Annotated in this window: 21 protein-coding genes; 10 read left to right on the top strand and 11 right to left on the bottom strand. The window is 44.3% G+C overall.

The window, feature by feature from the left end:
• Positions 1-122 precede the first annotated feature (122 nt).
• From BHV83_RS04270 to BHV83_RS04285, 4 genes are read right to left on the bottom strand one after another with little or no spacing between them, the layout of a single operon-like run.
• Positions 123-407 carry a winged helix-turn-helix domain-containing protein gene (locus BHV83_RS04270; RefSeq protein ID WP_005864739.1) on the bottom strand — a complete coding sequence of 95 codons (285 nt, stop codon included), beginning with the start codon at positions 405-407 and terminating at the stop codon, positions 123-125.
• On the bottom strand, positions 392-1,021 hold the full coding sequence (locus tag BHV83_RS04275; RefSeq protein ID WP_005864737.1) for a hypothetical protein: 630 nt from the start codon (positions 1,019-1,021) through the stop codon (positions 392-394). The genes BHV83_RS04270 and BHV83_RS04275 overlap by 16 nt, the downstream gene beginning before the upstream one ends.
• Positions 1,022-1,039: 18 nt before the next feature.
• Positions 1,040-3,418, bottom strand: coding sequence for an outer membrane beta-barrel protein (locus BHV83_RS04280; RefSeq protein WP_286756467.1), 2,379 nt, complete (start codon positions 3,416-3,418; stop codon positions 1,040-1,042).
• 4 nt (positions 3,419-3,422) lie between these two features.
• Complete coding sequence (locus tag BHV83_RS04285) at positions 3,423-3,794, bottom strand: DUF2141 domain-containing protein (RefSeq protein WP_008773449.1); 372 nt, start codon at positions 3,792-3,794, stop codon at positions 3,423-3,425.
• A gap of 334 nt (positions 3,795-4,128) precedes the next feature.
• Between BHV83_RS04285 and BHV83_RS04290 the strand changes: the two genes are divergently transcribed.
• Positions 4,129-4,656 carry an O-acetyl-ADP-ribose deacetylase gene (locus BHV83_RS04290; RefSeq protein WP_005864731.1) on the top strand — a complete coding sequence of 176 codons (528 nt, stop codon included), beginning with the start codon at positions 4,129-4,131 and terminating at the stop codon, positions 4,654-4,656.
• On the opposite strand, the gene BHV83_RS04295 is transcribed toward BHV83_RS04290, so the two are convergent.
• Positions 4,637-5,296, bottom strand: a complete 660-nt coding sequence (locus BHV83_RS04295) for a DUF5715 family protein (RefSeq protein WP_008773450.1) — start codon at positions 5,294-5,296, stop codon at positions 4,637-4,639. The two genes, BHV83_RS04290 and BHV83_RS04295, sit on opposite strands and share 20 nt — an antisense overlap.
• Before the next feature lie 226 nt (positions 5,297-5,522).
• On the opposite strand from BHV83_RS04295, the gene BHV83_RS04300 reads away from it, so the two are divergent.
• The 4 genes from BHV83_RS04300 to BHV83_RS04315 are packed head-to-tail and all read left to right on the top strand — an operon-like array spanning position 5,523 to position 8,989.
• On the top strand, positions 5,523-6,515 hold the full coding sequence (locus tag BHV83_RS04300; protein WP_005854625.1) for a PhoH family protein: 993 nt from the start codon (positions 5,523-5,525) through the stop codon (positions 6,513-6,515).
• 11 nt (positions 6,516-6,526) lie between these two features.
• Positions 6,527-7,477, top strand: coding sequence for a phosphoribosylaminoimidazolesuccinocarboxamide synthase (locus tag BHV83_RS04305; RefSeq protein WP_005864727.1), 951 nt, complete (start codon positions 6,527-6,529; stop codon positions 7,475-7,477).
• 10 nt (positions 7,478-7,487) lie between these two features.
• A complete protein-coding gene (gene ubiE / locus BHV83_RS04310; RefSeq protein ID WP_286756472.1) occupies positions 7,488-8,231 on the top strand; it encodes a bifunctional demethylmenaquinone methyltransferase/2-methoxy-6-polyprenyl-1,4-benzoquinol methylase UbiE in 744 nt (247 codons plus the stop codon).
• 14 nt (positions 8,232-8,245) lie between these two features.
• Complete coding sequence (locus BHV83_RS04315; protein WP_005854619.1) at positions 8,246-8,989, top strand: shikimate dehydrogenase family protein; 744 nt, start codon at positions 8,246-8,248, stop codon at positions 8,987-8,989.
• 109 nt (positions 8,990-9,098) lie between these two features.
• Here BHV83_RS04315 and BHV83_RS04320 read toward each other — a convergent pair whose 3' ends face one another.
• From BHV83_RS04320 to mutY, 5 genes are read right to left on the bottom strand one after another with little or no spacing between them, the layout of a single operon-like run.
• The gene (locus BHV83_RS04320; RefSeq protein WP_005864721.1) at positions 9,099-9,716 is read right to left on the bottom strand and encodes a 4'-phosphopantetheinyl transferase family protein; all 618 of its coding nucleotides are present in this window, start codon (positions 9,714-9,716) and stop codon (positions 9,099-9,101) included.
• 1 nt (position 9,717) lies between these two features.
• On the bottom strand, positions 9,718-10,299 hold the full coding sequence (gene gldD, locus BHV83_RS04325; RefSeq protein WP_005864719.1) for a gliding motility lipoprotein GldD: 582 nt from the start codon (positions 10,297-10,299) through the stop codon (positions 9,718-9,720).
• A gap of 6 nt (positions 10,300-10,305) precedes the next feature.
• On the bottom strand, positions 10,306-11,658 hold the full coding sequence (gene gldE / locus BHV83_RS04330; protein WP_008773452.1) for a gliding motility-associated protein GldE: 1,353 nt from the start codon (positions 11,656-11,658) through the stop codon (positions 10,306-10,308).
• A gap of 25 nt (positions 11,659-11,683) precedes the next feature.
• The gene (locus tag BHV83_RS04335; protein WP_005864715.1) at positions 11,684-12,193 is read right to left on the bottom strand and encodes a single-stranded DNA-binding protein; all 510 of its coding nucleotides are present in this window, start codon (positions 12,191-12,193) and stop codon (positions 11,684-11,686) included.
• 48 nt (positions 12,194-12,241) lie between these two features.
• The gene (gene mutY / locus BHV83_RS04340; RefSeq protein WP_122144350.1) at positions 12,242-13,321 is read right to left on the bottom strand and encodes an A/G-specific adenine glycosylase; all 1,080 of its coding nucleotides are present in this window, start codon (positions 13,319-13,321) and stop codon (positions 12,242-12,244) included.
• Between the two features lie 189 nt (positions 13,322-13,510).
• On the opposite strand from mutY, the gene BHV83_RS04345 reads away from it, so the two are divergent.
• The 5 genes from BHV83_RS04345 (at position 13,511) to BHV83_RS04365 (ending at position 22,243) form a co-directional block, all read left to right on the top strand.
• Positions 13,511-13,783 carry an HU family DNA-binding protein gene (locus BHV83_RS04345; protein WP_005854607.1) on the top strand — a complete coding sequence of 91 codons (273 nt, stop codon included), beginning with the start codon at positions 13,511-13,513 and terminating at the stop codon, positions 13,781-13,783.
• 225 nt (positions 13,784-14,008) lie between these two features.
• A complete protein-coding gene (locus BHV83_RS04350; RefSeq protein ID WP_122144351.1) occupies positions 14,009-15,586 on the top strand; it encodes an Rne/Rng family ribonuclease in 1,578 nt (525 codons plus the stop codon).
• 201 nt (positions 15,587-15,787) lie between these two features.
• Positions 15,788-17,719 (top strand): molecular chaperone DnaK, encoded by a 1,932-nt coding sequence (dnaK, locus tag BHV83_RS04355; protein WP_005864708.1) that lies wholly within the window; start codon positions 15,788-15,790, stop codon positions 17,717-17,719.
• A 207-nt stretch (positions 17,720-17,926) separates the two neighbouring features.
• On the top strand, positions 17,927-19,843 hold the full coding sequence (locus BHV83_RS04360; RefSeq protein WP_087343273.1) for a sensor histidine kinase: 1,917 nt from the start codon (positions 17,927-17,929) through the stop codon (positions 19,841-19,843).
• A gap of 93 nt (positions 19,844-19,936) precedes the next feature.
• Complete coding sequence (locus BHV83_RS04365; protein WP_122144352.1) at positions 19,937-22,243, top strand: sensor histidine kinase; 2,307 nt, start codon at positions 19,937-19,939, stop codon at positions 22,241-22,243.
• A 2-nt stretch (positions 22,244-22,245) separates the two neighbouring features.
• Here BHV83_RS04365 and BHV83_RS04370 read toward each other — a convergent pair whose 3' ends face one another.
• Entirely contained in the window at positions 22,246-23,496 is a 1,251-nt protein-coding gene (locus BHV83_RS04370) for an MFS transporter (RefSeq protein WP_005864650.1), read from the bottom strand.
• Positions 23,497-23,515: the final 19 nt, after the last annotated feature.

Raw genomic sequence — 23,515 nt, forward strand, 5'->3', positions numbered from 1 at the left:
ACTGTGCCACTACTTTCCATAGGCGTGGCACAGCCGTGCCATCTTAGTGGCACACTTGTGCCATCCTTATGGCATAGCTGTGCCATCACGGTGGCACAAGCGTGCCCTAAGAATGGCACAAGCTAAATATTAATATATTGTCTTAATGTATTCACATACTCCTCCATCGCCAAGCGTCCTTTATCTGTGATCCGGCAAACCGTTCGGGGCTTCTTCCCGGCAAACCCCTTCTCGATCTCGATATAACCAGCTTCATTAAGTTTGTCCAATTGGACGCTGAGATTTCCTGCGGTAGCGCTCGTCTTCTCCTTGATATAGACAAACTCCGCCTCCTCCACCGATAGTAAAATGGACATCACCGCTAGCCGGAGTTGGGAATGCAATAAAGGATCTAATTCTTTAAACATTGTTTTTTAGCTTTATTATTAAGAATATGCCCGGGAATAATCATCATTACCACAAATGAAAGGCCAAAATACAAATACCATAAAACTGTGACAGGATCATGATTTATCAAACTCATCAGCATGTGGATAACTAAAACGAAAGCAACCACCGGAGAGTAAATCATCCATTTCTCCCGCAAGATAATACCATTTATAGATACCCCTAATCCACAATATAATAACGATAAAGGAAGCATCAATATAAAATTGACGGATTGCCCATAAAGCGCACAAAATACCGCGATCAAGACGAACGTCAGTCCAAACATACAGCCAAACACTTGCCATACCTTGGAGATCGTCTTGTCCGTATAAGTCACCACGGCCGGCTCACAACCTCTTTGCTTATATGAAATAACTGGTCCGACAGCAAACATGAGCATCCATCCCCAAGACCAAATATAATTTTGAGTACACAATATCAAGGAGGATATCACGACCGATAAGAGGACGGTAAAATATCCCCAATAAAGTAACACATTGCCACTCCCTACTTTCATGTTTCGCTTACTGGAGTTAATCATCTGAGTGATAATATCCAGACTTTCTTTTTCTGATAATTTTCTATCTTCCATAATTGTATTTATTTTATGTTATTTTTCATTCAGGCGACTCCGTTCGGAACCGGAACCTATCTCAATCTTACTCTTCCTTACTTTCTTTCCGCTATTGAAATTCCATGTCAACGCAACCTTAAAGACCCTTCCAGTAAGTCCGTTTTCATAACGGGATGATGTTCGATAAACATCCAACGTACTGGCGTACTCATTGGCTTGGTTAAAGATATTATCGACTGAAACTGCCAACAATAGCTTATCATTCAAAAGTTTCTTCCTCGCCATTACTCCAACCGTATGCCGGGGGGCGACCTCGCTATTACCGGAATATAGCCGGCTCGTTCCACTATACCGGGCCTCCACCGTAAAACCTGCCGGCAACGTAAAGGTAGCGATCACATTGGCAAACCCTAAATAATGAGACAAGAAAGAAGACAATTCCGTCATCCGGATATCCTGCCGTACGCCTATGAAATTCCCTGTCAAGTTACACCAAGTAAAGGGTTGATACGGCAAGCTGACCGCTACAAACCAATGGTTTTCCCGATCGTGATTTTCATATGTGATATAGGATACATCGGGATTCGCCACATCTTGTTTACAAAACTCCCGGATCAAGTCGTGGTGCAAGTTTCCTCCTACAGTCACCGTATAACGATAATTATAAACCAACGTTACACTGAAACGATTGATATAAGTAGGACGCAGATAGGGATTCCCGATCTGGTAGCTATAGTCCGAACTCTGTATACGATTCGGATTCAAGGTATAGAACGGAGGACGTTCGATATTACGAGCATATTGCCCGACCAGCATCCACCTCTTGATGGGATCGAACGCATATGTCACGCTCAAGTTCGGAAAAAGATCCAGATAATCCCGGCTAAAATCCTCACTTCTATCCGACGTCTTGGAATATTCCGCACGTACCCCCGCAGCAAACGACCAGTTCTTGATCTCCGCAGAGAAAGAGGCGTAAGCTCCTACTATATTTTCATTATATCTCAAGGTATATCCATATTCCTCATTTGGAATCCAGCTACCACTAGAGGTTAACCCCTCGTACAAGGAATGATCATCCATCAACATATAGGTATATTTAGCCCCGATTTTCAAAGACATCTTTTTACGCAAGTTCTTTTGAAAAGAAATATCGGTTGTCGCCATATCATAATCCGCCGCCACATGACTCCGGTAAACCGTGTCATAGCTCCAACTAGACTGTTCATAACAGATCGTATGGAAATTATCCCCGGTCGATCGCTTACTTACGTAATCGGCTATGACCTTAAATACCGAGCCTCGATCATCCATTTCGCGTAAGTAATTGACCGTAGCGGAAAACGTGTTATAATCATCCTTCTGTCGATAATTCCCCGTACTCTTCATAGGATAAGAGTTCTTTACTAAATCCGTTTGACTCCAAGATGTTCCATCCGAAGCTTGATTGATATATTCGATCTCAGCTCCGACACTATTCAGCGAATCGATCTCGAAAATAGCCCCGACACGTCCATTCCCATATTTGGAATCCGTATCATACAAAGATTGAGACACAAACTTATTCCCCACCGTTCCGTATTCCCTGTTGGAGTTGATCTCTCCTTTATCCCGGGGAGTAAAAGTACCCGATACCGCTCCATTCAAGCTCCATTTCCCGACACGTGCATTTACGGACGCCGATGGAATATACCCTTGTAAAAATGGAGACAATGACGTACCTAAAGATACATATCCTTGCATACCGTTATCCGGACGTCGCCGCAATGAGATCTTGATCACTCCACCCTTAGTTGAGGCCTCATACTCAACTCCCGCGATCGGTATTACCTCAATCCTTTTTATATCCTCCGATTTCAAAGACCGCAAATAAGCCAGTAGCTCCTCTCCCGTTAAACGAATCTCACGATCATCCACAAACACCTTCGTTCCTTGCGCCCCGTTTATCGAGATAGTTTCATCCGAGAGCCAGACACCCGGTGCCTGTGATAATAATTCCGTACCATCCTTTCCGGCAGATGGCATGACCGACATGATAAAGCGGTCCGCCTTCCGCTCGATATTCTTCGCTTGAACAACGACTTCCCTCAGAACATGGTTCAATAGATCTAGAATCAAGGAATCCCGCCGTTTTATCGGCAAGATCAGCTCTTTCCGTAAAGGCTCGTATCCGAGGCATTGAACAACAAGCCTATACTTCCCAGCCTCCGCCTCCATGCTAAAATCGCCATCACTATTGGCCACGGCACCCCCTACCTGTTTTTCTCCCGATAAAAGCACAGCGGTCGCATATTCCACGGCATTTCCCTCCGCATCGGAAACATGGGCTTTATAAACCGTTTGTCCCGAGATCTTTTGGGCACTACCCCCGCCTATCGCCAAAATCCAGAGCCATAGTAGTAAAAACCGTACCATGGCTCTATTGATTTACCGGATAATACAGTTTTAATTTGAAAGTCGCTTCCTCATCCTTCACCTCGCAACTTTTCAACACATATCCTTCCGCAGGCCCTTTTCCTTCCAGCATATCCATTTGCCAATTCTCGTTCTCGTCATGGAATACGGACAGATCAAACTTTTCCCAATCCACGTTTTCCAGCCGGATCGTAACCTTTCCTTTCTCAGACTTCGCCATGCCATAAACAGGCTTGGTATCTTTTCCTGACTGAGCCATAACTAGGATATTCCCATGGTTACCACGTATATTTCCAATCTCTACAATAATAGTACGTGCCTCTATGCAACCACATACCAACATGAATAAAGATAATATGAATAAAACTCGTCTCATTTTAGTATCCTCCTCTTAATTATTATCACTGTTACTGCAAACAAGTTTATTTTATAAACCATCCATGGATAAAAAAATGCAAAAGAGCTGCGCATCACTCTTTGCACATCGCAAATATAGACAAGTTTATTTTATAAACCAAATAATATTATAAAATATTCCAATAAAAATTTGACTCTGCAAAATACAGCCAAAATCCCCCACTAACCCTCCTAGAAAACACGTACATGCTTTCAAAACAACCATTTTAAGTTTGAAACAAAGCAACTTTTTCGCTATATTGCGCACATTTAGAATATATATGAACAGGACCAACATACAAATAACTAAAGATATGAACGAACGAATAATTGCTATACAAGCAGATATTACGACATTGGATGTAGACGCCATCGTAAATGCCGCGAACAATAGCTTATTGGGAGGTGGCGGCGTAGACGGTGCCATCCATTGGGCCGCCGGTCCGGAACTCCTTGACGAATGCCGGACTTTACAAGGATGCCCGACCGGAGAGGCGAAGATAACGAAAGGTTATCGATTGAAAGCCCGTCATGTCATACACACCGTCGGTCCCATCTACCGAAACGGACAACACGGAGAGCCGGAGCTACTGGAAAATTGTTATCGAAACTCCTTGCGATTGGCGAAAGAGAACAGACTGAGAACAATCGCTTTCCCATCAATAAGCACCGGCGTATATGGCTATCCTATCGAGGAGGCGGCACAGATAGCGATCCGCACGATCGATACCTTCCTAAAAGAGAATCCGGAAATCCAGCAAGTCACGATGTGCTGTTTCTCCGGATACGACAAATCGGTTTATACGAAAGCGCTGGAACAAATTACAACTCACGAGCCGTAATGTGGAAACACCCTTGCTTGCGTTCGTGCTTGATATAGCAACGATCCGCCCTGCGCAAATCACGAAGCACGGAGGCAAGCACCATTTTCAAGCGGTCCTTATCAATATTTAAGGTATCTTTCTCATCTATCTTAGTATAGCGTACCCATGATACATCGAACGTAGTTCCGTATTGGTGGGCAGAGTTGAGAGAAGAGTTCGTATTCCTTTTTCTCAATTTCTTGACATCGGCAACCGTACGGGTTACACTGGTTACCTTTATTTTATAGATGGAAGCATTCAAGTTTTTCAATGAGTCTTGGAAGTTTTTCCCGATATCCTCCAGCAGATTAGCGGCTTCCGGCACCAAATACGGAATAGAGTGCGTCAACTCCTCTACCTCGTAATAGTCATTCGTCTTGATCTCCACCATATCCCGGGAGGCGTGCTCCGCTCCTTCCCTCGAAGAGACAGGCTCTATGCCGATCTTCTTCGCGACGGACAAATGAACGTCATTCAAATCATTAAAATCACGATTATAGCTTCCATTGTACCAAATCTTCTTCAATTCACCTCTTTTCTCCTTACAAGAAGAAAAAGCCGTCGCCGACACGATCACGACCAGCAACAACATCACATTAAACACAGTCTTCATCTTCATTTCCTTCGTTTTGCCTGACAAACATACGGAAAAATCCGAAATTCCCCCTTAACTCCAATTAGTTTTTCTCTAAATGGTAGACGGACGGCTGAAAGATGTGTTCCCGTGAAATAAAACTTCTCCCTTTGCATCAATGGATAAAGAATATTACTAATTTTGTAACTTGATTCGAATAATAAAAAATAGCACATCTTTTTGAAGCGTAATTTAATAAAAGGAATAGCGGATGATTGAAAGAATTTATATTCTTGAAAGCGTAGACCCGGTAATTTTCTACGGTGTGAATAACTCTAATATGCAATTGATCAAGACATTGTTTCCGAAATTGCGTATCGTTGCCCGTGGAAATGTGATGAAAGTGATTGGAGATGAGGATGAGTCCGAGCTTTTTCTCAAGAAAATCCGTGAGGTGGAAAAATACTGTGAGGAGTTTAACTCGCTCTCCGAAGACGTGATTCTGGATATTATAAAAGGGAAAGGTCCCACGGTCGTGAAGCAGGAGAACCTGATCATCCACGGCATGAATGGCAAGCCGATTACCGCACGTACCGAGAATCAACAGTTATTGGTAAAGGCTTTCGAGAACAACGATCTGGTTTTCGCCACAGGACCCGCCGGTTCGGGCAAAACATTCGTCGCTATCGCCCTAGCCGTAAAAGCATTAAAGAATAAGGAAGTACGGAAGATCATCTTAAGCCGTCCCGCCGTGGAAGCCGGAGAAAAACTGGGTTTCTTGCCGGGTGAGATGAAGGATAAGCTAGATCCCTATCTGCAACCGCTTTACGATGCCTTGCAGGATATGATACCGGCAGCCAAGCTGAAGGAATATATGGAGAATAACGTGATACAGATCGCCCCGCTAGCGTTTATGCGCGGTCGTACCTTGAACGACGCCGTCATTATATTGGACGAGGCGCAAAACACGACGACGCATCAAATCAAGATGTTCTTGACCCGCTTGGGTATGAACGCCAAGATGATCGTCACCGGAGATGTCACGCAGATAGACCTTCCGCCTTCTACCACGTCCGGATTGATACAGGCCATGCAAATATTGAAGGGCGTAAACGGGATCGGTAAGATCGAGTTCACCAAGAAAGATATTGTCCGGCATAAACTTGTCCAACGAATCGTAGAGGCTTATGATAAGTTCGATGATAAACGGAAGAAAGAGATCAAAGAGGCAAAAGAGAAGAAAACGAATATAGACAACAACTAAAAGTAAGAGTCATGAAGAAGGCATTAGTTAAAACAGACTTCAATTTCCCGCGACAAAAGAGCGTATACCATGGGAAAGTACGCGACGTGTACAACATCAATGACGAGGTATTGGTAATGGTCGCTACAGACCGTATTTCCGCTTTCGATGTTATCTTGCCGGAAGGTATTCCTTACAAGGGACAAATGTTAAACCAGATCGCCGCCAAGTTCCTTGACGCTACGACTGATATTTGTCCGAACTGGAAAATGGCGACTCCGGACCCGATGGTAACGGTTGGCGTTCAATGCCAAGGTTTCCCGGTTGAGATGATCGTACGCGGTTATCTGTGCGGAAGCGCATGGCGTGCTTATAAGAGCGGCGTGCGTGAGATCTGCGGCGTGAAACTACCGGAGGGTATGCGTGAAAACCAACGTTTCCCCGAACCCATCATCACCCCGACCACAAAGGCTGAGATCGGAGAGCATGATCAAGATATCTCTAAAGAGGAGATTCTCGCTAAAGGTTTGGTCTCTAAAGAGGACTACGAGGTTCTTGAGAAATATACGATGGCCTTGTTTAAACGCGGTACCGAGATCGCTAAGGAACGTGGCTTGATCTTGGTTGACACGAAATATGAGTTCGGTCATCGTGACGGCAAGATCTATTTGATCGACGAGATCCATACTCCGGATTCCTCCCGTTATTTCTACTCAGAAGGATACGAGGATCGTTTCGCCAAAGGGGAACCGCAGAAGCAACTTTCCAAGGAGTTCGTCCGCGAATGGTTGATGGAAAATGGCTTCCAAGGTAAATCCGGACAGAAAGTTCCTGAAATGACACCGGAGATCGTAGAAGGAATCAGCAACCGATATATCGAATTGTTCGAGCATATCACAGGGGAGACTTTCGTAAAAGGCGAGACTGATAACTTGCTGAACCGCATCGAGAAAAACGTTACCGAATATTTACAGAATAAATAAGATACCGCACATGACACAGTATGGTTCAGAGACAATACTTCCTTATAACAAAGAGGAACAAAAGGGCGCGCAAGTCAAACGTATGTTCGACTCGATAGCCGAAACGTATGATCAACTCAACCATACTCTCTCATTTGGTATCGACAAGATATGGCGCAGGAAAGGGATCACTTTCCTGCGTCCTTTCTCTCCTAAAACGATACTGGATATCGCTACCGGTACCGGAGACTTGGCTATCTCCATGTACAAAAAGCTGCGACCCGACCATATCGTCGGTGCCGACATCTCGTTAGGCATGATGGAAGTGGGACGGAAAAAAGTAGCTGCCGCCGGTTATTCGGAGCATATATCCTTCGAGCAACAGGACTGTACGGCCTTGACCTACGAGGAAAACTCGTTCGATGCCGTAACCGCCGCTTTCGGGGTTCGTAATTTTGAGAACATAGAGCAAGGTATCTCAGAGATGTACCGGGTGCTGAAACCCGGTGGACATATCATGATCTTGGAACTTTCCACACCGGAACATTTTCCCATGAGACAACTCTACCAGATCTATTCAAAGACCGTCATCCCCTTTATCGGACATCTACTCTCTAAAGAAAAAGTCGCGTATAATTATTTGCCGGCTTCCATCAAGGTAGTTCCTCAGGGAAAGGTCATGACGGATTTACTCACCCGCCAAGGCTTCAAGCAGGCCCGTGTACGGACCTTTACCTTCGGGATCTGTTCATTATATACAGGATCTAAAGAATAAACAATAAAAAGGTTATGCAGAAATATGGCTTACTGGGATATCCCCTCGGACATTCGTTTTCTAAAACGTATTTCAACCAGAAGTTTGAGGCAGAGAAGATCGACGCTGAGTACTTGAATTTCGAGATTCCCTCTATCAAGGAGATTAAGAACGTAATCAAAGAAAACCCTGAACTTAACGGTTTAAACGTGACCATTCCTTATAAGGAACAAGTAATCCCATATTTAGACGATTTGGATGACGATGCCCGTCAGATCGGAGCGGTAAATGTCATCAAGTTCACAAAAGGTCTTTTCGGCAAACTTAAACTGAAAGGATATAACTCGGATATTATCGGATTCAAGCAATCGATTGATCCTTTATTGAAAGAAACGCACCGGAAAGCGTTGATCCTTGGTACGGGAGGGGCGTCGAAGGCAGTCTTCCACGGACTGAAACAGCTAGGCGTTGGTGCCACGCTGGTTTCTCGCAAACCGAAAGAATTTTGTATCACGTACGATGAGATTACTCCGAAAACCATGGAGCAATATACGGTGATCGTAAACACGACTCCCTTAGGCATGTTCCCTAATATAGACTCATGTCCGGATATCCCGTACGATTTACTTACGCCGAATCATCTATTGTATGATTTACTTTACAATCCGGATGAGACCCTTTTCATGAAGAAAGGAAAAGAAAAAGGCGCCGTCGTGAAAAATGGTCTGGAAATGCTTCTATTACAGGCTTTCGCCGCTTGGGAGATCTGGCAGAAATAGATCGAACGATATCTTTCCAACCACATGATTTGATGAAGCTAGCTTCGTGAGCCAATGAAGTTAGCTTCGTTAGTCAATGAAGTTAACTTCACAAGCGTATGAAGTTAACTTACTTCAACCAAGTCAATACATAGTCCGGTGTAACTTGATATGCCAACTCATATTCCCGACATGCCTCGGTCCGGGTTTCTCGTCCCTTAAACGTCCCACTCGATAAATAAGGAAAAGGATTCACGTGAAGATGCTTTTGAAAGTCCACTCCTTCCTGCCCGATTATCTTGAACAAGGTTTCTTTGGCGCACCAATGGATTAATAGATGCTCGACCTCATGCTCCAGATCGATACCCGCCTCTTCCTCCGGATTCATAAAGCGACTTCGTATTTTCAAGATCCGGTCCGAACGATACTCGATATCGATCCCTGTCGGACGCTTATCCAAGATTACCGCCACATAATCTTTCGTATGAGATATACTTATATATAAAGGTACGCACGCGAGGAACGGGGCACCCGTAGAATGATAGTCAACCCTTACCTCCTCTCCTAAAAGCTCTTTTAAAAGCACCCGGCTGGCGAAACGTTCCTGCCTCCGCTTCTCTGCCGATACCCGCTCCAAAAAAGAAGAATAGTCCGCTTTATGCTCAAGCATCCCCAAAAGCTCATCAGAACTTTCTTCCATTTTCCAGACTCCATGCAGCGGCGAGAGTTGTTTATATAGCAAGGCCATATTATTCTTTCCAACTAAAAGTTTGTATAAGTTCTATGATATCTTCCCGGATATATTGGATAGCGGGAGCTAATGAATCCGCATTGGGTTTACAGTCAAAATACAAGGCTCCCCGGAAGAAATTCGATACACTATCTGTCAACAGGAATTGTATGGGAGAAGCCGATTCTCCATCCAGAAGAAACAGTGAGCCATAAACGTTTGCGGCAGGGTTGGAATACGCTTTCTCCGATATCCGATTCTCCGACTTTATTTGGCGGGCGACGAAAGAGCGGCTTTCCGTCTCCACCGTCACCAAGGACGCGGGAGTAATTGGCAAATAGCTGCAATAAAGCTTAGCCTCTAACTCCGGATACGAGATATTCAAGCCCGTAACACCCTTCTTTTGATCCGGCACCTCTATGACCGCAGTCTGAGAGACATCAAAATTAAAAGGCAGGTAACTGAGATCAAGCGGTTTATATTGTGCCTTCGAAGGTTCGATACGAACATAGCCCCGTGGCTTCGGCGTATATTCCACACACGAAATACAGCATATCCCTAAAAACAGAGAACCTCCTATGACAGCAGCTATCCATTTCATAAACATTTACTTCGTATCTTTCCCATTCTCATCATTCCCTGTACCTTCAGGGATACGGTTAAATTTAACCTTTAATATCCTCCTGTTATCCACTTCCAGCACTTGGAAACGATATTCCTTAAAATCTATAATCTCCCTACGGCGTGGAAAATCCCCTTTTATCTCCAACAAAAGACCGGCCAAAGTTTCCACTTCTTCCGTCAATTTACCAAAATCTGAGGGATCGGCATCGATAACCCGGAAGAAATCCGTCAATAATATCTTTGCCTCAAAGATCAAGCTACCGTCTGCTAAACGGATGAATTGTTGCTCATCCTCATCATACTCATCGGAGATCTCTCCGACAATTTCCTCTAGGATATCTTCCATCGTCACGATACCGGAGGTACCGCCAAACTCATCGACCACGATCGCCATATGAATTTTATTGGTACGGAACTCTTCCAGCAAATCATCGATCTTCTTGGTTTCCGGCACGAAATAGGCCGGTCTGATCAAACTCTGCCAACGGAATGTATCGGGCTTGTCAATATAGGGCAATAAGTCCTTGATATATAAGATACCTTTTATATTATCCTCAGTCTCGGAATATACCGGAATACGCGAATAGCCGGATTTGATAATAAAATCAACCACCTCACGGAAACTGATCTTGATCTCGATATCTTCCATATCCAGACGAGGAGTCATGATCTCATCAGCGGTCTTATTATAAAACTTGATAATCTCCGCCAGCATCTCCTTCTCCTCCGGGATCTCGGTAGAGGTTAGCTCTAACGCTTTAGAAAGCTCATCTACAGAGATATCATATTTCTTTTTCGCTAACGCTTTATTGATGACCGATGTGGAATTAACCAAGATTTTCGAGAATGGGCGGCAGAAGCGTTCCAAACCACTTAATACGGAGGCTGAAAAACGAACAAAACGCAAAGAATTCTTCTGTGCGTAAATCTTAGGCATGATCTCCCCAAAAAGTAAAAGCAAGAAAGTCAGTAGAATCGTCTCAAGCACAAAACCTAGAAGAGGAGCGGCCGAGAAATTAATCCAAGCGTTAATCGCATAGGTACACAACATAACGACCGCCACATTTACGAAATTATTAGCGATCAATATAGATGCCAATAGATACTCCGAACGTTCAAGGAGACGTTTGATAACAGGATCTGCCGGGCGATTCTCTTCCCCGATCTCATTTAGGTCGCCCGGGGTTAGAGAAAAGAATGCCACTTCAGAGGCCGACACGAAGCCGGAAACAAACAGCAGTAAAAAAGCGAGGCTTAATGCGATCACAGGACCCGCTGTCAGCGCCTGCACCGTTACGTTTTCAAATAAGCCCGATAAATAATAGTCCGAGTCCAAGGGAAACAGTATTAGTTAAACAATATCAGAACGGGAGATCATCCGCGTCACTGGATTCTGAGAATGCGCTAGGCTGCGAGGCGGCTGGCTGTTGATAAGCGGTATTTGGCGCCGTAGTCGGTTGAGCCGATTGTCCTTGCCCCACATTGGGCTGCATACTACCGCCTTGTGCAGTCGTATTTCCACCATCGGCCGGACGGGAACCCGTACTGTAAAACTCGATACGATCCGCATGGATCTCCGTAACATATCGTTTCACGCCGCTTTGGTCATCATAATTACGAGTACGAATCTTGCCTTCCACATATACACCGGAACCTTTACGTACCCATTTTTCCACGAAAGGAACCAAATCCCGACGAACTACGATATTATGCCACTCCGTACGTTCCGGAACCACCGTTCCATTTGCCAACGTATACCCACGTTCCGAGGTTGCCAGCGGGAAATTAGCGACAGCGGCACCACTGTCAAAATAGCGAACGTCAGGATCTTTGCCTACGTTGCCGATCAATATAACCTTATTCAATGACATAATTCAAATTCTTAATAACCATACAAAGAAACACAAATTCAATCATTCTCACAAGTTTCCGTTTAATTTCTCTAAATAAATATGTATCAGCCGGGGAACGGCATACTTCTCAATATCCCGGCAAGGCAAAGAGAGATAATTCCCCAAGGATTCCGGAACCTGCTCTATCTCTATTTGATAGAAAGAAGCGTATAAAATTTGATGGGAGAGCGTATGCTTTACATTCGATAACCCTTGGGTGATACTCAATTTCCCAGCATCTCCCAATAGGTTACGGAAGGCTTGCGTCTCACACAAACCGGAAAAATCCATCGCATGATCCGTCTCGATCAAAGGAAATTCATACAAGCCGGTCCAGATATCCTTCCCCGCCCGTCTGTTCATCCAAGTTTGTCCTTTATATATAATGTATAGATAGTGGAAATAACGATCCCTTGTCTTCGTCTTATTTTGTTTCACCGGATAAGCTTGCACATTGCCGGAAGCGAACGCCATGCATTTATCTTTTAGCGGGCACACCCCGCAGTCCGGGTTTTGAGGAACACATTGCAAAGCACCCAATTCCATGATCGCCTGATTATGCGTCCCTGCGTTCTTAGGGTCCAAGATCATTCCGGCCAGTTCCGCGAATTGCTTTTTACCCTTCGTGGTGTCGATCGGCGTATCTACGGCAAACAAACGGGAAAGTACCCGGTACACATTTCCATCCACGACCGGACACGGTTGGTTCCAAGCAAAGGAGACGATCGCCGCCGCCGTATACTCCCCGATACCTTTCAAGGATAATACCTCTTTATAATTCTCCGGGAAAACCCCATTAAACCGCTCCATGATAGATTTAGCCGCCGCATGTAAGTTACGAGCCCGGCTATAATACCCCAAGCCCTGCCAATATTTCAGCACCTCATCCTCTTCCGCCGCCGCTAGAGATGCCACATCCGGGAAACGTTCGGTGAAACGCAAAAAATACTCCAATCCCTGTACAACCCGGGTTTGTTGCAATATAATCTCCGATATCCAGATGATATAAGGGTCTCTCGTTTCCCTCCAAGGAAGCTCTCTTTTATAGGTTTCATACCACTCAACCAATATCCGGCTGATTTCTAACTCACTTTCATACTGTAACATAACTGCTCCCTTTCTCTCTTTTCAACATCATAACTATTTGATTACCGCAAACATACATATATATTACGAATCGAGAAGAATCTTTTTATTTAAAAATTGAAGCTCAATTCTTTTTCCACTTAAATAAAAAGCTATATATTTGCATTCCAAAAAATTAATAGGTCAAAATCAATTAATTAATTTATAGACATGACTAAAGCAGATATTGTTAGCGAGATTTCAAAAAGCACTGGTATCGACAAACAGACAGTGCTAGCAAGCGTTGAGTCCTTCATGGATATCGTAAAAAGTTCTTTAGCCCAAGGCGAAAACGTTTACTTGAGAGGTTTCGGAAGTTTCGTTATTAAGAAGAGAGCTCAAAAGACAGCTCGTAATATTTCAAAAAATACTACGATCATCATCCCGGAACACAACATTCCGTCATTCAAGCCGGCTAAGACTTTTATTGGTGAAGTTAAGTAATTAATTATTATACGTTTAATTTAAAATTTTAAAGCGATGCCTAGCGGAAAGAAAAGAAAAAGACATAAAATGTCTACGCACAAGCGCAAAAAGAGACTGAAGAAGAATAGACATAAGAAGAAATAAGTCTATCTAACGAACTCTAAAGAACAAACTTAATAAGTGACCTTTTAAGTTTGTTCTTTGCGTATTTTATAAGGTCTGATCTTAAAAAACACATCTTAAGTGATTAGTGAATTAGTAGTTGATGTACAGCCCAAAGAGGTATCTATCGCCGTCTTGGAGGACAAGAGCCTTGTGGAGCTCCAAAAGGAGGCCCGCAACGTCTCGTTCGCCGTTGGTGATATCTATCTAGGTAAGGTTAAGAAACTGATGCCGGGCTTAAACGCTGCGTTCATTGATGTCGGTTACAAAAAGGATGCGTTTCTTCACTATTTGGACTTAGGTCCTAACTTCAACACCCAACAGAAATATTTAAAGCAATTGCTGAGCGATCCCAAAAAGGCGCCGGTACTGTCGAAAACTCAGATTCTACCGGAGATCGAAAAGAACGGGAGTATTAGCGACGTGCTGAAAGTAGGACAAGAGGTGTTGGTTCAAATTGCTAAAGAGCCTATCTCAACGAAAGGTCCCCGATTGACTTCCGAGCTTTCTTTTGCCGGAAGATATATCGTGCTGATACCGTTCGCCGATAAAGTATCTGTCTCCACCAAAATTAAATCAAGCGAGGAACGGGCTCGTTTGCGCCAGTTAATCCAAAGTATCAAACCGAAGAATTTCAGTGTTATCGTACGGACATCCTCGGAGGGCAAACGTGTCGCAGAGCTTGATCATGAACTAAAGACATTGGTGAAACGATGGGAAGATAATATCGTGAAGGTGCCTAAACTCAAAGCTCCGGCTATCGTTTATGAAGAAACGGCACGTACCGTAGCTTTACTTCGGGATATATTCAACCCCTCTTTCCAAAATATTTATGTAAATGACAAGGAGGTCTACAATAATGTCCGCGACTATGTAAGCTTGATCGCACCGGGACGGGAAGAAATCGTACAGTTATATACGGGAGAGCTTCCTATCTTTGACAACTTTGCGGTCACCAAGCAAATCAAGTCGCTATTCGGACGAACTGTCACTTACAAGAGTGGAGCTTACTTGATTATCGAGCACACGGAAGCTATGCACGTTATCGACGTGAACAGCGGGAACCGTTCCAAAGGCAGCGATGCTCAAGAGAAGACAGCTATCGACGTAAATATAGCCGCCGCCGATGAGATCGCCCGTCAGCTCCGCTTACGAGACATGGGAGGTATCATCGTTATAGACTTTATCGATATGGCAGAGGCTGCCAACCGGCAAAAGCTATTTGAACACATGACTAAGGCAATGGCAAATGACCGGGCTAAACACAACATCCTTCCTCTTAGTAAGTTTGGCTTGATGCAGATTACCCGTCAGCGGGTACGTCCGGCAATGGACGTGGATACGTCAGAAGACTGCCCATCCTGTTTCGGAACAGGAACGGTTAAGCCTTCCATCCTGTTTACCGACAGTCTGGAAGAAAAAATAGATTGCTTAGTAAACAGACATCACGTGAAGAAATTCACCCTGCACGTACATCCGTATGTCGCAGCGTATGTGAACAAGGGGTTGTTCCCCTTGAGCATGAAGTGGAAAATGAAGTACACCCATGGTTTAAAAGTTATTCCCAATCAAAGTCTCGCCTTTCTTGAATACAAATTCTTTGATGCCGACAAGAATGAGCTTGACATGAAAGAAGAAAAGGAAATAATCAACAAATAACAAGAGAAGCCCCGGACCTATTAGAACGGTTCCGGGGCTTTTTGTATCCTGCCAAACCGTCAAAATGTCACGATTCATGACACGTATTATTTATTTTCAAACCCGAACTTCTTTGGCACGGCATTTGTTGAATACTATGTGAATCCTTTCAACAAGGAAGATGACGGACGATGAATAATAACAATTAAAATATTTACAATCATGGGAAAGATTATTGGAATCGACTTAGGAACAACCAACTCTTGTGTTGCCGTATTGGAAGGTAACGAACCGGTTGTTATTGCGAACAGCGAAGGTAAAAGAACAACACCTTCAATCGTAGCTTTCGTAGAAGGCGGCGAGCGTAAGGTAGGTGATCCCGCAAAACGTCAGGCTATCACCAATCCTGAAAAGACTATATTCTCTATCAAACGTTTCATGGGTGAAACTTATGACCAAGTACAAAAGGAAATCAATCGCGTTCCTTATAAAGTAGTGCGTGGTGATAACAACACTCCTCGTGTAGATATCGAAGGACGTTTGTATACTCCGCAGGAAATCTCAGCGATGATCCTGCAGAAAATGAAAAAGACAGCTGAGGATTATTTGGGACAGGAAGTAACGGAAGCCGTTATCACAGTACCTGCTTACTTTAGTGACGCTCAACGTCAGGCTACGAAAGAGGCTGGTGAGATCGCAGGTTTAACCGTACGCCGTATCGTAAACGAACCGACTGCCGCTTCTTTAGCTTATGGTTTGGATAAGACGAACAAAGACATGAAGATCGCCGTATTCGACTTAGGTGGTGGTACATTCGATATCTCCATCCTTGAGTTAGGTGACGGCGTATTCGAGGTAAAATCAACAAACGGTGATACTCACCTAGGTGGTGATGACTTCGACCACGTAATCATCGACTGGTTGGCTGAAGAATTCGAACGAGAGGAAGGCGTAGACTTACGTAAAGACCCGATGGCTTTACAACGTTTAAAAGAAGCTGCCGAGAAAGCGAAGATCGAGTTGTCAAGTACGACTAGCACGGAGATCAACTTGCCGTATATCATGCCGGTAAACGGTATTCCAAAGCACTTGGTTAAGACTTTGACTCGTGCTAAATTCGAACAATTGGCTGACGGTCTGATCCAAGCATGTATCGAACCGTGCCGTCAATCCTTGAAAGACGCAGGTTTATCAACTTCTGATATCGACGAAGTGATCTTGGTAGGTGGTTCTACTCGTATCCCGGCTGTACAGGCTATCGTTGAGAAATTCTTCGGTAAAGCTCCGTCTAAGGGCGTTAACCCGGATGAAGTAGTAGCCGTAGGCGCAGCGATCCAAGGTGGTGTATTGACAGGTGAGGTTAAAGACGTATTGCTGTTGGATGTTACTCCGCTGTCTTTAGGTATTGAGACAATGGGTGGTGTAATGACTAAATTGATCGAGTCTAACACGACCATCCCGACCAAGAAGTCCGAGACATTTACGACTGCCGTAGACAATCAGCCTTCTGTTGAGATCCACATCTTGCAAGGTGAGCGTTCTTTGGCTAAAGACAACAAGTCTATCGGCCGTTTCCACCTAGATGGAATACCTGCCGCACAACGTGGTGTCCCTCAGATCGAGGTTACATTCGATATCGACGCCAATGGTATCTTGAACGTATCCGCCAAGGATAAAGGAACCGGTAAAGTACAAAGTATCCGTATCGAGGCTTCCAGCGGTTTGAGCGATGATGAGGTTAAGCGTATGAAAGAAGAGGCTGCCGCAAACGCAGAGGCCGATAAGAAAGAGAAAGAGCGTATCGATAAATTGAATCAAGCGGATAGCATGATCTTCCAGACCGAGAAACAATTGAAAGATCTTGGCGACAAGCTTCCGGCAGACAAGAAAGCTCCGATCGAAGGTGCCTTGAACAAATTGAAAGAAGCTCATAAGGCTCAGGATATCGCAGGTATCGATGCTGCTATGGCAGAATTGAACAGCGTATTCCAAGCAGCTAGCCAAGAAATGTACAACGCTCAAGGTGGCGGCGCTCAAGGCGGCCCGCAAGCAGATCCTAACTTCGGTGGTCAACAAGCTGGCGGTAACGCAGGTAGCAGCAACAACAGCAAAGACGGTAACGTTACGGACGTTGACTTTGAGGAAGTAAAATAAAAAGAAGCGGTTTTAATCGCTCCTTTACTCCACATAAGATAGAAAAACGGCTATCGGGTCCTTCGGGATCTGATAGCCGTTTTTTATTTTAGCCCTATATATTCAATAAAAAAGCCATTGATATCCAATAATTATTAATAAGTTTGCACTCGCATAAAAACACTCATTTTAAATTACGATTAAGGGCAACGTACTAATTTTCGACTTATGCTAGCGAGATCTATACAGAAATATTACATATTTGTTCTACTTTTTCTGCTAGCCATTCTACAGTCCTCTTGTCAACAGTCGGGAAATAAATATCGTATATTAGTAGTACATTCCTATGAAAGCGATTATGTAGCTTATAAAGACTGCGATCGGTTGATCCGGGAATCCCTCGAGAAAAAGGGGATTAATCCGTCGATCCAAACATTCTATTTGAACTGCGAGCAATATGCGGCACCCGCCGAAGAAAAACGGATGTACCTGTATCTAGATTCGATCTCTACTTGGAAACCCGATCTGATTTTGGTCTACGAGGATCAAGCGACTTACACGTTAATGCAATGCCATCATCCGCTAATCTCTACAGTCCCCATTGTATTTGGCGGCGTAAATTTCCCCAATAAGGCACTATTAGCGCAATATTCGAATGTTTCCGGATTCTGGGACGAGCCCGACTACGTCACGAACATCCGCTTGATAGAACATCTGTTGGGCAAGTCTACGATTTATATGTTGCACGATAGTACGTATATAGATAGGCACATTAAGGCTACGTTACATGAGCAATGTGCTCAAGCAGACATTCGGGTCGATAATAATCGCATCATGTATATACCGGTAGAGATCGCTACTTTGGACAGGGTCAATCAAAGCTTAAAACGACCGGATAGTACGACCGTCAACGTCGTGCCCGTGCAAGGAGACAAGCTATCAGCTGTTTCTTGGTACATGAGTAAACACGTCCCTTACATCTACTATCTACAGGCCAAACGGGATTACCGGGTATTGAACACCAGCCGTTTTTCCAGTAAACCCTCTTTTACGGCGATCAACGAGGATCTAGGATATACGAATAAACTTGTAGGTGGCTATATCACCTCCTTGGAAACCCAAATAGAAGAATCTACCGATAGAGCCGCGGAAATATTAAAAGGCTCCCCTAGCGAATCATTCCCACAGATAACAAAGAGCAAGAAGAATTATGTATTTGATTTCAATGAAGTCAAATATTGGAATATCGATAAAAGGCTTCTTCCGAAGGATGCTATACTTTTGAACTTTCCTTTTAAGGACCAATATCCAAGATTATTCTGGAGCTTGATAATCGTAGTCAGCACGATGTGCTGCTTTGTCTTCGGTAGCTTCATCATCATGTATACCCAAGAATCCAAGGCAAAACGACAAGCGCAAAAAGCCCTATTACATGAAAAGGAATCATTAGCGGAAGCCTTGGAGAAAGCCAATGAGTCCGACCGGATGAAATCCGTATTCTTGGCTAACATGAGTCATGAGATACGTACCCCTCTAAATGCGATCATCGGCTTTTCAAGCCTAATCGCCGAACTGGATCTGACAGCGGAAGAGAAGGAGCAATACGCTAATATCATCACGACCAATAACGAGTTATTACTAAAGTTAGTCAATGACATATTGGATTTGGCAAGGATTGAATCCGGAGGTATCGTCTTTCATAAGGAATCCTGCAATTTAACGGATTTAGTGAAAACCCTTTATAAACAACATCTTTCCGATGTCCCCGAAGGTATCGAATTCAAGGAGAAATGCCCCGATACGCCGATCTGCTTATATTCGGATAAGGAGCGACTTTACCAAGCGCTCGAGAACATACTGAAAAATGCTATAAAATTTACTTCCGCAGGCTTTATAGAGATCGGTTACGAGTATTCCACCAATGCACAAGACGTCCGACTTTATGTGCAGGATACAGGCATCGGGATCTCTCCCGAGGACCAAGAAGCGATATTCGAGCGTTTCAAGAAGCTGGATGATTTCGTGCAAGGGACAGGTCTTGGATTATCGATCTGCCAAGCTATCGTAAAACAATTAAACGGGCGTATCTTGCTCAAGTCCGAAAAGAATAAGGGGTGCCGCATCTCCTTGGTTTTCGAATTATAAACCAACCTCAGAAGCCAAGAAAAATAGACATTTGTCTCTTTGATATCCAATTACTTTTTATACATTTGTACCTATTATATTGAAGCTATACACATGGCGAACACTTCTTATCGTTATCTTTTTTTATTGTTGCTTCCATTATTTCTATTGGTCGCAAATTCTTGCGAACGCTCAACCACGGAAAAGCGTATCTTGATAGTCCAATCTTATGAGCCGGACTTTCAAGCCTATAAAGATATAGAAGAGGCTTTTAAAAAAGGATTCCAGAAGGAAGGCATTCATGCCAGTATCTTCACGTTCTATCTTAATTGCGAAGCTTATCAATCGCCAGAAGAGAAACAAAGAATATATACGGAACTCAATACGTTATCTTTATGGAAGCCTGATATCATAATCGTAAACGATGATCAAGCGACCTATTCCTTATTGGCTTGCGAACATCCTTTATTAGATAGCGTACCTATCGTTTTTACCGGAGTCAACTACCCTAACATACCCTTAATTCAAAAGTATCCTAACGTATCCGGATTTTGGGATAAGCCGGACTATCGGAAAAACGTCGAACTTATTGAGCGAATCATGGGAAAATGCGTGATTGTACGTGTCTCTGATAGTACAGCTCTTGACAAAAAGATCCTGAAAGATATGGATGAGCAAATAAAAGGGCTATGCTCCAAGGCTAGACCCGATTACCTTAAATATCCCCAGTATTCATCCCCATCCGATAAAAAGAGATCCTCTTCTTTAGTGCGGTTCCCAAAAGTACCGTTCGATTCCCTCTATATACAAACCATTCAACCCCGTACCAGTTCCAACTTGATCTGGGGGTTAGGTACAAGTACTTACAACAAGGCCTACCTTGCTACCAAAAGAGATTATACCTCGATAGCCTTAGGTAGGTTCTGCTCATTTCCCAGCTTCTCGGCGATCAACGAATCCGTAGGATATGACGGAGACTTCATAGGGGGATATATGACCCCGGTAGAGAGTCAAACCCAAGAAGCCTTACGACGAGCTGCCAGCATACTCAAAGGCACACCGGCCAATAGCTTCCCACAAATAACGGAAAGCGCCAAAAACTATCTGTTCGATTACCCGACTTTAAATAAATGGGGGATCGATTGGAAAGAACTGCCTCAAAACAGCATCTTCTTGAACATGCCCTTTGTGGTTCGTTATCAAACATATATTATTCTATGCGGGATTCTTCTAACCCTATTTATCCTATGGACGCTTTTCTATCAAAGAGTACAATACCGTCGCGAAGCCTCTCACAAGAAACAGGCTCAAGAAAGTTTACGGAAAGAGAAAGAATTCCTCTCGTTGGCTTTAGAGAGCGGTGATATTTTCGCATTCCGATACAGCAACGGCGTATTCGAGTTCGACCATGATTTCTATAAGTCGTTGGATATGCCGATAAAGCCGATCACCTCCACGCAATTCCAAGAGTCTATCCACCCGGAAGACCGGGAAGATTTCATCCAACATAAACACCTGCTTGATACAGGATTCCCTTCCCGTAAGATCACCCGCCGCCGATATAATTTCAACGGCAAAGGGCATATATGGTGGGAATTCAGATATGCGCAAGCGAAGAATGGACAAGACTCCACCCGCAATAATGTCGGAGTAAACGGGCTCTGCTTAAATATCCAACAAAGTAAGGAAGTAGAGGAAGATCTTATCAAAGCCCGTATAAGGGCCGAGGAAGCGGACCAAATGAAATCAGCGTTCCTCGCCAATATGAGCCATGAGATACGTACCCCGCTTAACGCCATCGTTGGATTTTCGGAACTGCTAACAAGCGATATGGAAATAAGCCCGAACGAGAGGGATGAGTTCATGCAAGTTATCAGTAAGAACAGCGACCTCTTATTGAAATTAATCAATGACATTCTCGATCTATCCCGCATCGAGTCCGGTAAGATGTCGTTTACCCTCACGAATTGTGACTTAAACGAATTACTATCCCATATCTACCGCACCCATCAATTGTTGATGCCCCAAGGCGTAGTGCTTAAAATACAACTGCCGGTCCTCCCGGCCATTATCCAAGCGGACCTACATCGATTAACCCAAGTGATTACCAACCTCATAAACAACGCCGCAAAATTCACGACGCAAGGATACATCTTGATTAAATACGATTATACGCAAGATAAACGTTGGATCCAGATCTCCGTTACCGATACGGGCAAAGGCATTCCCGCAGATAAGCAAGCCCAAGTATTCGAACGGTTCAACAAACTGGACGAGTTTGCGCAAGGGACAGGTCTCGGACTGGCGATCTGCCAAATTATCATCGAACACTTCGGAGGATATATCACCCTAGAATCCAAAGAAGGGGAAGGTAGCACATTCATCGTGACCCTCCCCTACACTCCCGGATTATCGGTATAAGATTATTTTTTCTTGAAACGCAAGAACGGCAATACAATAAATAAAGGTATGCAACAGATCATTACCCAGATAAAGAAATGTTGGTAACCGATCTGCTCCTGTATCCATCCCGATGCCATTCCCGGTAGCATCATACCTAACGCCATGAAACCGGTACTGATCGCATAATGCGAAGTCTTATATTCCCCCTCGGCGAAAAGCATCAGATACATCGTATAAGCCGTAAAGCCAAATCCGTAGCCGAATTGCTCGACAGCGACACAAGCGTTTACGACAACAATACTCTCCGGCATCGTATAAGCCATATACAAATAAACCAGATTCGGCAAGGAGATAGCCAATGCCATAGGCCATAACCAAGTCTTCAAGCCACCCCGGGATATAGCCAGACCTCCTAAAACCCCTCCGAGCAATAAGGAGATCACTCCCACCGTACCATAAGCGAACCCGACCTCACCGGTACTGAGCGCCAACCCGCCAACCTCCCGCCCATCCAGCAGGAAAGGAGAAGCCAACTTTACCAATTGGGATTCCCCCAAACGATACGTCAGCATAAAAAGCAAAGCCGGGATAATCCCTTTCTTGCTGAAAAAGCTCACGAAAGTATTGCCAAACTCCACCAAGATGGTATGAGGGGTGATATTCGTACGTTGCGCGTCACTCGCCGGACGGGGTAAGATATACTTATGCCACAAGGCCAAGGCGATAAAGGTACCGGCCAATACGAAAAACACCAGGCTCCAAGCAAAGGAAATCCGCCCGGTACTCTCCTCCAAAAGCCCCGCCAGCATGACCAGCAGACCTTGTCCCGTTAGCATCGCCACCCTGTAGAACGTATTTCGGATACCGATGAAGAACGCCTGTTGCTCCTCCGTCAAGCCCAGCATATAGAACCCATCCGCGGCGATATCGTGCGTAGCGGAACTAAACGCCATCAACCAAAAGAAAGCCAAGGTAAACCGCAAAAAGAAATCCCCGGGAAGGACGAACGCCACACCTGCCATTCCCCCGCCAATCAATAGCTGCATGCTATAAATCCACCAACGCTTCGTTTTAATCAAGTCTACGAACGGGCTCCAGATGGGCTTGATCACCCAAGGAAAATAAAGCCAACTGGTAAACAAGGCGATATCCGTATTCGAGACGCCCAAACGTTTATACATGATCACAGAAAGCGTCATGACTACCACGTAGGGCAAGCCTTCGGCGAAATAAAGAGACGGGATCCAAGCCCAAGGATTACGTTTTTCCATAATAAGAAGGAATTAAACG

The organism is Parabacteroides sp. merdae-related_45_40 (assembly GCF_001915675.1).

Excerpts from the sequence above, each read along its gene's own strand:
- BHV83_RS04270 (WP_005864739.1), bottom strand. The coding sequence starts at position 407 with ATGTTTAAAGAATTAGATCCTTTATTGCATTCCCAACTCCGGCTAGCG.
- BHV83_RS04275 (WP_005864737.1), bottom strand. The coding sequence starts at position 1,021 with ATGGAAGATAGAAAATTATCAGAAAAAGAAAGTCTGGATATTATCACT.
- BHV83_RS04280 (WP_286756467.1), bottom strand. The coding sequence starts at position 3,418 with ATGGTACGGTTTTTACTACTATGGCTCTGGATTTTGGCGATAGGCGGG.
- BHV83_RS04285 (WP_008773449.1), bottom strand. The coding sequence starts at position 3,794 with ATGAGACGAGTTTTATTCATATTATCTTTATTCATGTTGGTATGTGGT.
- BHV83_RS04290 (WP_005864731.1), top strand. The coding sequence starts at position 4,129 with ATGAACGAACGAATAATTGCTATACAAGCAGATATTACGACATTGGAT.
- BHV83_RS04295 (WP_008773450.1), bottom strand. The coding sequence starts at position 5,296 with ATGAAGATGAAGACTGTGTTTAATGTGATGTTGTTGCTGGTCGTGATC.
- BHV83_RS04300 (WP_005854625.1), top strand. The coding sequence starts at position 5,523 with ATGATTGAAAGAATTTATATTCTTGAAAGCGTAGACCCGGTAATTTTC.
- BHV83_RS04305 (WP_005864727.1), top strand. The coding sequence starts at position 6,527 with ATGAAGAAGGCATTAGTTAAAACAGACTTCAATTTCCCGCGACAAAAG.
- ubiE (WP_286756472.1), top strand. The coding sequence starts at position 7,488 with ATGACACAGTATGGTTCAGAGACAATACTTCCTTATAACAAAGAGGAA.
- BHV83_RS04315 (WP_005854619.1), top strand. The coding sequence starts at position 8,246 with ATGCAGAAATATGGCTTACTGGGATATCCCCTCGGACATTCGTTTTCT.
- BHV83_RS04320 (WP_005864721.1), bottom strand. The coding sequence starts at position 9,716 with ATGGCCTTGCTATATAAACAACTCTCGCCGCTGCATGGAGTCTGGAAA.
- gldD (WP_005864719.1), bottom strand. The coding sequence starts at position 10,299 with ATGAAATGGATAGCTGCTGTCATAGGAGGTTCTCTGTTTTTAGGGATA.
- BHV83_RS04335 (WP_005864715.1), bottom strand. The coding sequence starts at position 12,193 with ATGTCATTGAATAAGGTTATATTGATCGGCAACGTAGGCAAAGATCCT.
- mutY (WP_122144350.1), bottom strand. The coding sequence starts at position 13,321 with ATGTTACAGTATGAAAGTGAGTTAGAAATCAGCCGGATATTGGTTGAG.
- BHV83_RS04345 (WP_005854607.1), top strand. The coding sequence starts at position 13,511 with ATGACTAAAGCAGATATTGTTAGCGAGATTTCAAAAAGCACTGGTATC.
- dnaK (WP_005864708.1), top strand. The coding sequence starts at position 15,788 with ATGGGAAAGATTATTGGAATCGACTTAGGAACAACCAACTCTTGTGTT.
- BHV83_RS04360 (WP_087343273.1), top strand. The coding sequence starts at position 17,927 with ATGCTAGCGAGATCTATACAGAAATATTACATATTTGTTCTACTTTTT.
- BHV83_RS04365 (WP_122144352.1), top strand. The coding sequence starts at position 19,937 with ATGGCGAACACTTCTTATCGTTATCTTTTTTTATTGTTGCTTCCATTA.
- BHV83_RS04370 (WP_005864650.1), bottom strand. The coding sequence starts at position 23,496 with ATGGAAAAACGTAATCCTTGGGCTTGGATCCCGTCTCTTTATTTCGCC.